Source organism: Floridaenema fluviatile BLCC-F154, assembly GCF_041929135.1.
GTDB classification, from domain to species: Bacteria; Cyanobacteriota; Cyanobacteriia; order Cyanobacteriales; family Aerosakkonemataceae; genus Floridanema; species Floridanema fluviatile.
On the sequence record NZ_JBHFNS010000056.1, the window covers coordinates 13,376 to 26,295 of the forward strand.

Annotated in this window: 13 protein-coding genes; 1 reads left to right on the forward strand and 12 read right to left on the reverse strand. The window is 39.2% G+C overall.

Annotation, left to right across the window (positions count from 1 at the left end; all coding sequences use genetic code 11):
* Nucleotides 1–114 precede the first annotated feature (114 nt).
* The 6 genes from ACE1B6_RS13455 to ACE1B6_RS13480 form a co-directional block, all read right to left on the reverse strand.
* Nucleotides 115–702, reverse strand: coding sequence for an anthranilate synthase component II (locus ACE1B6_RS13455; protein ID WP_413257750.1), 588 nt, complete (start codon nt 700–702; stop codon nt 115–117).
* A 122-nt stretch (nt 703–824) separates the two neighbouring features.
* Nucleotides 825–1,376, reverse strand: a complete 552-nt coding sequence (locus tag ACE1B6_RS13460; protein WP_413257751.1) for a diacylglycerol kinase — start codon at nt 1,374–1,376, stop codon at nt 825–827.
* Nucleotides 1,377–1,457: 81 nt separating this feature from the next.
* Nucleotides 1,458–1,949 carry an rRNA maturation RNase YbeY gene (gene ybeY / locus ACE1B6_RS13465; protein ID WP_413257752.1) on the reverse strand — a complete coding sequence of 164 codons (492 nt, stop codon included), beginning with the start codon at nt 1,947–1,949 and terminating at the stop codon, nt 1,458–1,460.
* A 46-nt stretch (nt 1,950–1,995) separates the two neighbouring features.
* Nucleotides 1,996–2,211: a DUF3285 domain-containing protein gene (locus ACE1B6_RS13470; RefSeq protein WP_413257753.1), complete on the reverse strand. Its 216-nt coding sequence runs from the start codon at nt 2,209–2,211 to the stop codon at nt 1,996–1,998.
* Between the two features lie 338 nt (nt 2,212–2,549).
* Nucleotides 2,550–3,675 (reverse strand): peptide chain release factor 2 gene (gene prfB / locus ACE1B6_RS13475; protein WP_413257754.1). Its coding sequence is split into 2 segments (ribosomal slippage): nt 2,550–3,599 and nt 3,601–3,675, totalling 1,125 coding nucleotides; the frame shifts between segments, so codons are not numbered across the junction.
* Between the two features lie 134 nt (nt 3,676–3,809).
* The gene (locus ACE1B6_RS13480) at nt 3,810–4,538 is read right to left on the reverse strand and encodes a Bax inhibitor-1/YccA family protein (protein ID WP_413257755.1); all 729 of its coding nucleotides are present in this window, start codon (nt 4,536–4,538) and stop codon (nt 3,810–3,812) included.
* Nucleotides 4,539–4,870: 332 nt separating this feature from the next.
* Here ACE1B6_RS13480 and ACE1B6_RS13485 point away from each other — a divergent pair, with 332 nt between their 5' ends.
* A complete protein-coding gene (locus ACE1B6_RS13485; RefSeq protein ID WP_413257756.1) occupies nt 4,871–5,656 on the forward strand; it encodes an RNA polymerase sigma factor SigF in 786 nt (261 codons plus the stop codon).
* A 38-nt stretch (nt 5,657–5,694) separates the two neighbouring features.
* Here ACE1B6_RS13485 and ACE1B6_RS13490 read toward each other — a convergent pair whose 3' ends face one another.
* The 6 genes from ACE1B6_RS13490 to ACE1B6_RS13515 form a co-directional block, all read right to left on the reverse strand.
* The gene (locus tag ACE1B6_RS13490; protein WP_413257757.1) at nt 5,695–6,780 is read right to left on the reverse strand and encodes a coiled-coil domain-containing protein; all 1,086 of its coding nucleotides are present in this window, start codon (nt 6,778–6,780) and stop codon (nt 5,695–5,697) included.
* Nucleotides 6,781–6,883: 103 nt separating this feature from the next.
* A complete protein-coding gene (locus ACE1B6_RS13495; RefSeq protein ID WP_413257758.1) occupies nt 6,884–7,882 on the reverse strand; it encodes a coiled-coil domain-containing protein in 999 nt (332 codons plus the stop codon).
* A 281-nt stretch (nt 7,883–8,163) separates the two neighbouring features.
* Nucleotides 8,164–8,634: a GNAT family N-acetyltransferase gene (locus ACE1B6_RS13500; protein WP_413257759.1), complete on the reverse strand. Its 471-nt coding sequence runs from the start codon at nt 8,632–8,634 to the stop codon at nt 8,164–8,166.
* Nucleotides 8,635–8,656: 22 nt separating this feature from the next.
* Entirely contained in the window at nt 8,657–8,839 is a 183-nt protein-coding gene (locus ACE1B6_RS13505) for a hypothetical protein (RefSeq protein WP_413257760.1), read from the reverse strand.
* Nucleotides 8,840–10,435 carry a DUF2357 domain-containing protein gene (locus ACE1B6_RS13510; RefSeq protein ID WP_413257761.1) on the reverse strand — a complete coding sequence of 532 codons (1,596 nt, stop codon included), beginning with the start codon at nt 10,433–10,435 and terminating at the stop codon, nt 8,840–8,842.
* Nucleotides 10,413–12,848, reverse strand: a complete 2,436-nt coding sequence (locus tag ACE1B6_RS13515) for an McrB family protein (protein ID WP_413257762.1) — start codon at nt 12,846–12,848, stop codon at nt 10,413–10,415. Before ACE1B6_RS13515 ends, ACE1B6_RS13510 begins: the two co-directional genes overlap by 23 nt.
* Nucleotides 12,849–12,920 lie beyond the last annotated feature (72 nt).

Consider the following 12,920-nt stretch of genomic DNA (forward strand, 5'->3'; position numbering starts at 1 on the left):
AAATACAAAGCGGGTGTTTTACTTTACTATGATTAATATCCTTAATCAAAAACCCTGTAGAGACGATACAACGTCTCTACAGTGAGGGTAATCGATCGGACATGATATGAACCCTTACAGGGACTTCAGGAAGTTTCGCAATAATTGTTTTCCCGAATGGGTAAGAATGCTTTCTGGGTGAAACTGCACTCCTTGAATGTGGGGATAATCGCGGTGACGGACACCCATAATTGTGCCATCTTCCACCCAAGCGGTAATTTCCAGAACTTCTGGGCAAGTTGCTTTCTCAATAACTAAACTGTGATATCGAGTAGCAATCATTGGAGTTTCCACATCTTGAAAAACTCCTACCCCCTTGTGATAAACCGGAGAAGTCTTACCGTGCATTAACTCAGGTGCAGAAACGATTTTACCGCCAAACACCAAACCCATTGCTTGATGTCCCAAACATACACCAAAAATTGGTAAAGTTGCACCCAAATCTCGAATCAAATCAGGAGAAATTCCTGCATCTTCTGGTCTTCCTGGGCCCGGAGAAATTACCACTCCATTTGGTTTAAGTTCGCGAATTTGCTCTAAAGTAATTTGGTCATTGCGGTAAACCTGAATGTCAGCAGCTACAGGAAACTCAGAAGCTAACTCTCCTAAATACTGCACCAAATTGTAAGTAAAGCTATCGTAATTATCAATTACTAGAATCAAATTTTTATACTCCTTTAGCCAACCAATTTTCGCTTTCCGACTGTCGATTTTAGATTCACCCGATCGCTAAAGCTAAGGATCGAGAAAACCAAAACAATTTTAAATTTTACTGCTAAAAATTGCTAATCAAAAATTGAAAATAAATTGGATTGCACCATCAGCGCAAACAAAGGAGGCAACAACAAAGAACCTGCCACTAAAATAGCTGCCATCGCAGAAACTAGTACAGCACCCGCCGCACAATCTTTAGCAATTTTAGCTAGCTCATGGTAAGTTTGCTTTACAGTTAAATCAACAACCGACTCAATAGCCGTATTGATTAACTCCATTGCTAGAACTAGTCCGATCGTAATTCCAATCAGAGACATTTCCACCGGACTAAGATGGAGAAAGATGCCTAGAGAAATTGCCAGAATTCCGATCGCAACATGAATGCGAAAATTACGTTGGGTACCAAAACCATATCTCAGTCCGGCCCAAGCATACTTAAAACTTACTACCAAATTAGAAGCAACCTGCCAAGCAAGTTCACGCTTAGACTGTCCCACCTGTTCCTTTAAGTTATTCGTTGACGGCGAAACATCATCAGGCACAGAAGCGGAAGTAGTAGCTACGATATGGCGATTTGAGGACTTAGAATTTTTTGATGGCATCAGCTGTTGATTCAGTTTCATGTCTAGCACACAGGGAAAAGAATAAATTAAAATCAACCCGTTCTACTGCCTGCACAAATAAATAAGAGATACTTATTTTGTCTAAATAGCAAGGTCAATAGTTTCCAACAAGCTAGTTTGTTGATGCAGCATCCGCCTCAAACTCTCATCATCAGGATGATCCCATCCCAAAAGATGAAGTAAGCCATGAGCAGCTAACCAAGCTAACTCCGTTCGCAAAGAATGACCTTGTTGTTGTGCCTGCCGTTGAGCGGTATCGACAGAAATTACAATATCACCAAGGTACAGCGGCAAAGACTCTAGCATTTCATCAGGCTGAGGAACATTTACTTCTAAAGCCGCAAATGCCAACACATCAGTTGGCTTATCTTGCTGACGATACTGAGCATTAAGAGAGTGAATTTCCGCATCGTCAGTGAGGCGGAGGCTGAGTTCATAGCTTTTTGCTGCGGAATTGTCGGGTTGCAAAGTTTCTAGCCAAGCGTAGAACCAATTCTGCCAGGTTTCCTCATCAACCCCAGTTACTAGAGATGACTCCGAAAAATAATCCTGTACATTCAGTTCTACTTCCACACCAAGTCCTCCGATTCCGAATTCCCAATCAACTTTTTCTGTGAAATTAACGAGTTAGATAAGAAAGACCAATCAAAATCCCTAACAAGGTAATCGTCGTCACAAAAAAGTGTTTCAAAGAAGTACCCCGCTTCCGTACCATGTTCCGCATCGCTAGTTTCACATAACTTGGCTGTGGTTCGCCAGTAGTCGCTGCGGGTGGCTTAGTAGTTTCACTTGGGGAAATTTCCGGTGGTTGGGTGGGTGAAGTTGGGTTGCTCATACCAATTTTTAATTCTAGAGAAAATACCAGCTACCATTTTTCCATTTCAATGTAACAACTTTAATTACTCCCTTACAGGATATGATTACTGATTCTGAGAATTTATTTAGGACAGTTAACACGGAAATTAGGCAGAGGGGCAGAGGGGCAGAGGGGCAGGGGGGCAGAGGGGCAGAGGGGCAGAGGGGCAGAGGGCAGGGGGAGTTTTTCCCTAATCCCCAGTCCCCAGTCCCCAGTCCCCAGTCCCCAGTCCCCAGTCCCCAGTCCCCAGTCCCCAGTCCCCAGTCCCCAGTCCCCAGTCCCCAGTCCCCAGTCCCCAGTCCCCAGTCCCCTTCTGCCTAAACAGAGTTACTTTCTACCAATTGATTTTCTTGACGGAGATAGGCTTGAATAAAAGGATCGAGTTCGCCGTTCATCACATCTGTAATGGCAGTAGTTTCCACACTGGTACGGACATCTTTGACCATTTGATAGGGATGGAAAACGTAATTACGGATTTGGTTGCCCCAAGCAGCTTCTACCATATCTCCGCGAATTTCGGCAATTTCTTGGGCACGTTGTTCTTGGGCAATAACTAGTAGTTTGGCTTTCAGTCTAGCTAAGGCTTTTTCCTTGTTTTGTAGCTGAGAGCGTTCTTCGGTACAGCGGACGGCAATACCAGTGGGAACGTGCTTAATTTGTACGGCTGTTTCTACTTTGTTGACGTTTTGCCCGCCTTTTCCGCCAGAACGAGAGGTGGTAATTTCTAAGTCTTTTTCGGGGATTTCCAATTCTACGGAGTTATCTAGAATTGGCATGACTTCGACTCCGGCAAAGCTGGTTTGTCGTTTTCCGTTAGCATTAAAGGGCGAAATTCTTACTAGGCGATGAGTGCCTTTTTCGGCTTTTAAATAACCATAAGCGTAACGTCCTTCTATTTCTAAAGTGGCAGATTTAATTCCGGCTTCATCGCCTTGGGACATTTCTGCTAAATGTACTTTGTAACCTTGATTTTCTGACCAACGGGTATACATTCGCAGCAACATTTCTGCCCAGTCTTGCGCGTCTGTACCTCCGGCACCTGCGTTAATTGTCAACACTGCGCCTTGATTGTCATAAGGCCCGGATAGTAGTTGTTGTAATTCCCAGCGTTCTAGTTCTCGGTTCAGGTTACTTAGGTTTGTTTGGGCTTCGGTTAATAATGCAGTATCGGCTTCTAACTCTAGCAATTCTACGATCGCCTTTGTATCCTCAATGCGACTTTTCCAATCATAAAATTGCTGTAAGTGTGATTTTAAATCATTCAATTCTTGCAGTATTTTTTGAGCCGAGTCTTGATCGTTCCAAAATTCTGGTTGAGACGCTATCTGCTCTAAATCTTGAATTTTAGCTGTGAGAGCAGGTATGTCAAAGATAGTCCTGGGTTTTACCCAGGCGATGAGATAAACTTTCGATGTCGCGTTTGATGTCTACTAGTTCGAGCATGGTTTTTTGCGTGGCGATCGACTATTTTTTATCTTAACTGCAAAAGGCAGAAGGAAAGAAAGGGACTGGGGATTGGGGATTGGGGGCAAGGGGAATTTTACTTTTTGCCCCCTGCTCCCCTGTCTCCTGCTTAATTAGTCGCGACTATTGATAGCAATAATTAGCCGTAGGATGAAAATGAACAGGTTAATGTAGGTTAGGTACATTGACAGTGCAGCGGGTAAATACTGATCGTCGCGATAGCTGCGAGGCAGAACGTAGAAGTCTACCACAGCACAACCGACAAACAGAAATACACCGATACCGGAAATCGCAATTTCCAGCCAACTGGGTGTGAATACACCAAACATGGCAAACAAGAATTGGGCAAGAACGACTACCAGTAAGGCAATGATGCCTAGTCTGACTGTTTTTGCCAAAGCCATGCCGTCAGTATCGGATAAATTAGAACCAATTTGACGGGCAGCGATGAAAGTAACGCCACAACCAAGGGCAGCCATAGCAATGCCTGGAATACCGACGTTTTGGGTACCCAGTGCTACAAAAACTAATCCACTCAAAGTGTAGCCAGTTAGCAGGCTATAGACAGCCAGCAGCGGGAGTGCCACAGTATTGTTGCCTTTTTGTGCAACACCTTGGGCTACAAAAAAAAGAATTAGCTCGACGATGATTGCGGCGATGAAAGTTGGGAAGAATAAGTTTGGGAAGTTATTGATTACTCCCAAACCACCGTAAGTGCCTAATGCGGTTAAAACTAAACCAGCGCCGACATAAGGGAGGGCGTTAGCGATCACATTAGGGCCTATAAGTGCTTGACCTTGAGATTTGCGAATTGCTTCGCGGAAGTTGCTAGTACTGCTCATTTGGCTTGTTTATGTTTATTGATTAATCAGTGAGCTTGGCAATTTAATTCTATTTTTACCCAGATTTTCCTTTGTCAGCTAGAAGGGGCATCGCGGGTAGTTTAACTTGTGACAAAAAAGTGGGGATTTTAGCGCATCTTTAGCGTTAGTGCTTACGTATTTCTGCGGAATCCTGAGATCAACTCTGCACAGATTTCCGTGGAAGAACGATGGTGAATCTGAGTTGAACTAAAGACAATAAATTCAGATAGGGTTAATACTCTAATTCTTGCCCTACGAGATCTTGCCTAAGAACTGTACTTAAAGAAAGGGTTTTCCCACAGAGGATTTTTATGTCAGCAACTCAAATTGATCTTAGTTCTTATGGAATGGAATTACTAATTTCCTACCACAATAATCCTTCAGTTACTAAAAGAAATAAATTAGTTCAAATTCATGCTGGGTTAGTTCGTAAGGTGGCGCATCGGTTTACACATCAATGTGCTGAACCTTATGAAGATTTAGAACAAATTGGATATATTGGTTTAATTAGGGCGATCGAACGCTTCAATCCCCATCAAGGTTGTGCTTTTAGTTCGTTTGCTATTCCTTATATTCGCGGCGAAATGCTCCACTTTTTGCGTGATAAAAGTAGCGTAGTGAAAGTGCCTCGTCGTTGGCAAGAACTTTACAGTGATGGCGAAAAAATTCAAAAGGAATTTTCTACTAAGTTTGGTCGATCGGCAACTGATACAGAAATAGCTAAAGCACTTGATGTGTCTATCCAAGAATGGCAAGAAAGCAAATTAGCTGCTCAAAATCGTCAACCTTTAAGTTTAGATGCTACTGTTGGTAATCAAGTAGATGTTCCTATTAGTTTAGGAGATACTTTGGCTGATTCTCGCTATCAAGCTTTCCAATATTTAGAAGAAGATCGTCAGCAATTACAAGGTGCAATGAATCAATTAGAAGAAAAAACTAGAGCAGCTATTGAGTGTGTATTTCTCCGGGAATTACCCCGCAAAGAAGCAGCTAAAAAAATTGGCGTTAGCCCGATGACTGTAAGCAGACATTTACAAAAAGGACTCGATCAATTAATTTGTATGTTATCTCCTCAAGCTGCTGGTTTAGCAAGCTAATTAAGGCGGGTATTAGCCCACCTTAATTTAAGAAAAGTTTATTTATTATTAGTTTTGGTTTTAGCTTGTTCTAGAGCAATTTCTTTGACAGCTTGGAAGGAAGAGATACTGGCAGAACCTTCGATCGCTTTCACCGCCAAATCTTGCACTTGTTTTAATGCAGAATCAAGTTGTTTCGCCAAATTATTAATTCGCGCTTCTTGGTTTTGAATTGTTTCTTCTAAAGATTGAATTCGCAATTCATAAACTCGTCTTTCACCTTCTACTTCTTTGGCGCGTAAATCTGCTTTCACCTTAGTTTGATAATGCCCTAATCCTCTACCGTTTTCTTTAGATTTTTTCACCGCAGCTTCCAATTCTTTCGGGAATGCTTCTACTTTAGTTTTGTATTCTGCAAATTGTTCTTCCCGTTCCGAAATGGTTTTTTCTCGTTCCGCCCATTGTTTTTCTTGAGTTTTTTGTAACTCTTCTAATTGTTTATACAAACTTTGCTGCGCTTGTTCATATTCGTCAGTATTTAACTTGCGCTGCAATTCTAATTCATATTTGTACTCAGTTACATCTCGCAGCCGAGTTTTTGTTTGTGTTTCGTTGCGTTCTTTAATAGTTCGTTGTTGCTGTTCTTGTTCTTTTGTCCAAGCTTTTTTCGCTGCGAGGATTTCTTGTTCTAAAGTTTCTCGACGTTGACTAAATTCTTCAGCGAATTGTTTGGCACTTTGTTGATGTTGGGTAATTAATTCATCGAGAGTATCATCATCAATTTCTGCTAAACTATGTAATTCTTGCAGTTCTTGAATTTCTGTAGTCACCAACTGCTGAATTTCTTGTAATTTAGCAGCTTCTAAGGTCAAATTTTCTGATAAATCGCTAACAGCACTACCAAAGCTTAATTGCAAACTGGCGAGACTTTCAATTGTTTGCTGAATTTTTTGTTTTCCGGCATTATTTAATGTGGAATTCATAGATTTTGTCTCTGTCGCTGGCTTAACTTCAATAACTTGTTTTGGTTCTTTGGCTAATTGTGTCAGTTGGGATTCGATCGCTTTTTTCTCTTCCAACAATTGATTAAAAGCTGTCAAAATCTCCGCTTTGGTATTTTTTTCGTTAGGTTTTCTTACTGCCATTATTCAACTCCAAAAATTGCAAATATGAACCCTCTTTTTTATTGAACCGCAGAGGCACAGAGAACGCAGAGGAAAGAGGGAGATAATTAACCCGGAATTGGTATTATTGAGCTTTGTTGGTTTTAGCAGCAGAACTCTCAAAAGCTCTCATTGCTAAGTCTTGAGCTTGTCTCAAAGCATTTTGTAGCTGACTAGTAAGTTCAGTAATTTGTTCAGTTTGGCGCTGAATTTTTTGTTCCAAAGCTTGAATTTTTAACTCATAAGATTGTTTGCTTGCTTCCCATTCTTTCTCAAACAAATCGGATTTGACTTTCGCTTCTTGGTTAACTTCCGAAATACCTTCGCCGTAAGCTTTCTTAGTCGCTTCGTCCATTTCTGCGGGAAAAGCTGCAACTTTTTTCTGGTATTCTTCAAATAATGTTTGATTAGCAGTTAAAATTCTTTCTCTTTCTGTCCAATCTTTTTCTTTTTCTTGATTAGACTGTTGTAATTCTCGCTCTAATTTGCGGCGAAACTCTTCATATTCATCGGTTTTAATTTTGCGGTTTCGCTCTAATTCATATTGATAATCTGCTTCTTGACGCTGGCGTTCTGCGGTTAATAATTCGGTTTGTTCGCTGATTATTGCGGTAAATTCTTCTTGTTCTTTCTGCCAAGTTTTGCGAGTTTCGCTGATTTCTTTATCTATATTTTCTCGTTGATTGGTGGCATTTTCTTCGATCGTTCTAAGTTGTTCTTGATGTTCTTGAGTTAAAATGTGCAGCGCATCAGCGACAACTCGCACTTGTTGCAGTTCTTGTAAATGCTGATTTTCAATTTCAATGGCTTTTTTAAGTTCGTCAAGTTTCGTTGTTTCTGTGGTTAATTTAGTAGAAAGTCCGGTGATAATGCTGCCAAATTCTAATTGTAAATCAGCTAAACCTTTGACAATGCTATCAACTGTATAGGTAGAAGCAACTTCGATGGTTCTTTTGTTCTTTTCTTTCTCTGCTTCCTCTTCTTTGGTGGCGACTTTGGAATCAATTTTTTGCTTTTCTGCAAGGAGGCGTTGAAATGCTTCTAAAATTTTGGTTTTGCTGTCTTTTACGGCAACATTATTCATGCTGGTTGTCCTTTTTTTAGGTTAACAAGCTGAGACTAGGCATTGCTTTTGATTAGAATGCCTACTTCTATTTGATTAGGAACACAAAGACTGAACAGGGAAAAGGTATTTTGAGAGGATTTTCTAGCTCGATCGAACTTGATCTCTATTATAGTACATTTGTTCTAATTTGTCAGCGGTATGTAAAAAAAATGTCACATACCGCGATTAGAAGCGGCAAGGAGACTCAAAAGCTATAAGGATTCATGTATAGGGTGTTGAGGGAATTAAGACTGTCTAGCTTACTCAGTAGAACCACGATATTGCATCACCTTTAAGGAAATTATAGGAATTACCTTAGTTGCAAATTGAGTAAACCGAAATTTCTCTTTCAGCGGTGATGGAACTTCTTGCCAAGAGATAGATACAAAACCAAACTGAGTGTAAAATTGTTCTAACCAACTAGCACATTCTAAATACAGAGGTTGACTCGCTTGCTGAATTAAATGTTTTACTAAATAACTTCCTAAACCTTGATTTCGCCAAGCAGATAAAACCACCAAACTACTTAATTCTTGCGCCCCAGAAAAAGAACGCAATTGCCCACAAGCGACAATTTTCTTATCACATTCAATCACCGAAAATTGTTGCCAGCGTAACTGAGTTGGATCTAACTTAGCACTAAAAACCAACTTCCGAATTTCCCAAATATCGCTGGCGTTAGCTGGACGGAGGATACATTCTGTAGGTAAAGAAAGAGAAATTTCATCCATCAATTTAAATAGGATAACACTACTAGTTCATCGCGCTAACGGGTGAAAGTATGCCTGTGGTGAAAACGATCGATCGCCTCACCGTCGCAGACACATCACTAGCCGATCGCACCAACATGGTTTTTTTTAGGCAGATAAATGCAGATAAACGCAGATATTGATATTGGTTTTTGTGGGATGCGATCGCGTAGCGTACCGTAGGCAATTACAAGACATTGAGAGCTTTGTCTAAAATACGACGTAAATGTTCTTTTAGTTCTGTTTCTTTTCCTGGATAAGCTGGGAGAGCTTGAACTTTTGCTCTTGAATCAGACATAAAGGAACCAGGATAAAGAATCGCAGCATAGCGAACTACACAGTTTTCTTTTTTGTCTACAATAGCATCTCGGTAAGCGTGCATTTTGTCGATATCCGATTTTTTTGGTTTTCCATCCCAATCACGGGTTTCGTTTTCTTCATGAATTAGCTTATATTTCGGGTCAAAAAGATAAATTTGCTGAGATCCATCAAATAATGTAATTTCCAATACTAGATCGGGCTTATGTTGAAAATCGGTGGTGCTACGAAGTTCACCATATTTCCCATAAGTTCTTTCGGGAATTAATCCTACTCTTGTTTTATGCTCAGGATGGATTAAAATTACTGCTGGCTTTCCATCTGGCAAAACTCTGACGTTCATTCCTGTTTTATCTCTAACTAGCAAGCAATTTTTTTCAACTTGATATCCTTGCTGAATTGCCACTTCTAAGAGTGTTTCAATGAGCCATAAACTTGCCCAAAGCTGATATAAGTTATATAGTTTTTCTAAAGGTGTATCTAGGTCTGATTCCTCTAATTTAACTGTGAAATTTTTCCGAAAATTTAGATATCCTTCTAAAGCAGCACTATATACAGGGCGTTTTAATAAAACCATCGTCAAATTATTAGGTTCTTGTTTAAGTTGACTTACTTCATCAATAAAAGTTGCCTGTTTTCGAGCTTTTTTAAGTTGTTTAAGTAGCAATTCTACTTCATCTAATGGTTTACCCTTTGGAGTATCTTTAAAGATATTGCGTAGTCGGAGAGTCCTTTGAAAAACCAGTTCATAAAACATTTTGACTATCTGGTTTTCGTAAACATCTACAGTATGTTGAACTCGTAAATCTGGCAGATAAATTGGTTGACTTTTATCATCTAAATTATGTCCTCGGCTAACAGCTTGAATTAATCCACTAGGCGAAGGTCTGCGAACGTTTTCTCGCTGCACCCATATTTCATTAGTTTTAAAAATTTGGTGCGGGTCTTGAGCAAGTCTATTGAGAATTTCAACTAGTCCTATTTGTTTTTTTGTGCCATTAATAGCCCGACTTAGGCGAATTACTTCTTGCTCCCAATGATTTTCTTTTGCTGAGGATAGTTGAATACCAGCTAAAGGACTATTTTTATGTAATCTCTGCAAAGCTATCGCTATTGAAATGGGCAAGCGAGTATCAAGATCCTCTAGCATTTGAGTGAAAGCTTCGGGACTAATTTTTCGAGGTAATACAGTAATTACTTGTTCTTCAATTTCACCATTGCACTCAACTTTTATTCGATAGTTACCTGGATTAGATCGCTGCCAATCCGCAATAATGTGCTTTTTACCATTGATTTTTTTGAGGTAAGGATCGAGGTGATTACCATTTCGCCAAACCTTTATTTGCTCCCACTGATCTGGGGGAAATTTCAGTTCCAAATGAGCAGGTTCCCATTCTCTTGGAGCATTCAGTGGTTGACCTGAACTGCTGATAAAGCTTAGTTTAGAAGTATGAGGTAAAACCATGATTATTAAATTTATCTAGCATTTTTTTTGCTTTTTCAAGGCTCAAGGGAAAGCTATTTTCTTCAGCAATCATAATGAAATCATTAAGGGCTTGCTCTAGTCTCTCATCAGTACCTTTTAGCTTGGGTAGAATTTTCTGCAATAATTGTTCATCTAAGGCTTCTTCCCAGGATATATTCAACTTTGCTGCTTCTCTCACGTAGGTTTTAATGTCATTTAAAACGCGAAAAGCAAAAGGGGCGACTTCGTGTACTTTGTCCCAAATCTGCATTAAAATTTCACGATATTCTACTTCCCCTAAATACTCGTATAAATCCTGACGGGAAACTTCAAGCTCAATTAACTGTGCTCGATCGTAAACCTTATCAGCAAAGCCGTGAGTAGTTTCATCCATATTGACTGTGCCAATAAAATAAAGGTTGGGAGGTAGTAAGACTGTTTCATGAGGTGCAAGTTCTATTTCGGCTAATCCGTCACGCATTCGCACTTCCATTGCTGAAAGAAACTTGGCAAAGTAATACTCCACTCGTGCTAAGTTCATTTCATCCAAAACTATGTGGTAAGGTAGGGGTGTGCGACACTCAGCTTGAGCATTTTTATACTCTTCGGCTGCTTGTTTTAGGAAGGAGCTAAATGCTGTGTAATGATACTGTTTATCAATTGGGTTGAAGTAGCCTAATAAGTCTTCATTAGTAGTCCAGTTAGGAGCAACTGGAACTAATAAATATTCAGCTTCGATTGCATCAGCATAAACTTTTGTAAGCCATGTTTTACCAGTGCCACTAATTCCTGAAAGTATCACAAATTTTCTAGTTTTTAACGCCAAGTAATAGCGACGGAGAATAAGTTTAGAAATAACCTGATCTTTAGAAGAAAGCGTTTGCCAAATTTCTGTAAGGGAACGTTCAAAATATAGGGAGGAAATACCAAGATTTAGTTGGTGATGGTTTTTATTCAAGGTATGATTAGGTTTTGGTTGACTTGTTTCAAGTTTTTGAGTAATCTGATTATTTACAGGAATACTTCGATGATTACGCCAGCCAAGAAATTCTCTAATTGCTGGCATAGGGTCGTAAGAAGTTGCCAGTAAAATTAGGGGGAAAATTTCTTCAAACTTTTGGGCTATATGAAAGCTTAGTTCTTTAGGTGACCAATGTATAGCTCTGTACTTTTCTACAGAAAAATCGGCTCTAATAATTTGATGATTTAACTGTTTACGGGAACCAGGATTGTGCAACCAAGAATACAAAGTAGTATTACTAAGCGTACAGTTATTAGCTAGGTCATGCTTAATAAGAAGTTCTCTCGCTTCTGGATAAGTACAACAATTAAATAAAAATCGCTCATTGTCAGGATTTACAGCACCGATGAAAAAACCGAAATTAAGAGATTCGTTACCTAAACTTATAAATAAATGTGCATCATCTGATAATTTTGCTCCTTTAGGATACCAGCTTATTTCGTAATACAAATTTCTTGGCGGTTTATGCAAAATTTTTCTTTCTATATCCAGTCTTTCAGTAATTATTTTAGGTAGTTCAGAAACTATTTTAAAGAATATGGACAAAAATGGCTTTTCTACATACTTGATAAATTGCTCTTTGTAAATAGAATACAAATTTTGTGTTTGCTCCTTATGCAATTGGGCAGTAAACTCGAATGTCTTAAGTGAAAAAGAATATTCGTTATCAATAATATTCTCTGTCACTTGCTCAAGCCATGTTTCTTTAAACAACAAAGTCGAAGAAGCTTTTGATAGAAGAGTCTTATCTTCATAAGATTTCGCTGAATATTTTTCGTATTGTAAAAATAACCACTTAAATACTGCTAGTTCTTCATTGGTTAGATAGTTGACGATTTCATCATCAGTTTCGTAGTTTCCATACTCTCTGTTATCTTCCTCAATCTCTGGTAGACTGCTTTGCCAGAGAGAAACAAAAAGCATTGATAAATTGCCAAAACCTTCTACCAGCGCAGCAAGTATTTTCTTGCGCTCGTTGTTTGCCAAGTACTGAATTGCCCTAACATTCAGATTATCTTGACCCTCAGCCTGGTTATTATCATATTTAGACCATACAAGCTGTCGAATATGAGAAGTAGTAATACCAGTTTCTTCCCAAGAGTTTACTAAATAGTTAAATTCAGCATCCTTCCCGCAAACCATGCCATAGAATTCAATATAAAAGGCAAAAAGAGCCAGAAAACGTATGACTACTTGACAATGTTCAATTTCAGTCGAATAACTAGCCATTCCTGCTTGGATTATTATTTCCCATGCTTGTTCTATCCATTCCCAAGATCCCTCTTCTATTTCTAGTTGATCATCGATTTCACAAAATGCAAGTTCAGCAATGTAATCTAAATTGCTCCATGTAAGAATATCGGCTCCCGAATGGGAAATTTTGTCTAGCATTTTTCCTAAATACTCAAGTTCTCGCAGCGCCTGAAAGCTGATTAGATCATAAATTCAATAATATTAAAATTG

What these genes read in the sequence shown, in the direction of transcription:
- ACE1B6_RS13515 (WP_413257762.1), bottom strand. Translation starts at nt 12,848, where the DNA reads ATGCTAGACAAAATTTCCCATTCGGGAGCCGATATTCTTACATGGAGC.
- ACE1B6_RS13495 (WP_413257758.1), bottom strand. Translation starts at nt 7,882, where the DNA reads ATGAATAATGTTGCCGTAAAAGACAGCAAAACCAAAATTTTAGAAGCA.
- ACE1B6_RS13460 (WP_413257751.1), bottom strand. Translation starts at nt 1,376, where the DNA reads ATGAAACTGAATCAACAGCTGATGCCATCAAAAAATTCTAAGTCCTCA.
- ACE1B6_RS13480 (WP_413257755.1), bottom strand. Translation starts at nt 4,538, where the DNA reads ATGAGCAGTACTAGCAACTTCCGCGAAGCAATTCGCAAATCTCAAGGT.
- ACE1B6_RS13470 (WP_413257753.1), bottom strand. Translation starts at nt 2,211, where the DNA reads ATGAGCAACCCAACTTCACCCACCCAACCACCGGAAATTTCCCCAAGT.
- ACE1B6_RS13510 (WP_413257761.1), bottom strand. Translation starts at nt 10,435, where the DNA reads ATGGTTTTACCTCATACTTCTAAACTAAGCTTTATCAGCAGTTCAGGT.
- ACE1B6_RS13490 (WP_413257757.1), bottom strand. Translation starts at nt 6,780, where the DNA reads ATGGCAGTAAGAAAACCTAACGAAAAAAATACCAAAGCGGAGATTTTG.
- ACE1B6_RS13500 (WP_413257759.1), bottom strand. Translation starts at nt 8,634, where the DNA reads ATGGATGAAATTTCTCTTTCTTTACCTACAGAATGTATCCTCCGTCCA.
- ACE1B6_RS13485 (WP_413257756.1), top strand. Translation starts at nt 4,871, where the DNA reads ATGTCAGCAACTCAAATTGATCTTAGTTCTTATGGAATGGAATTACTA.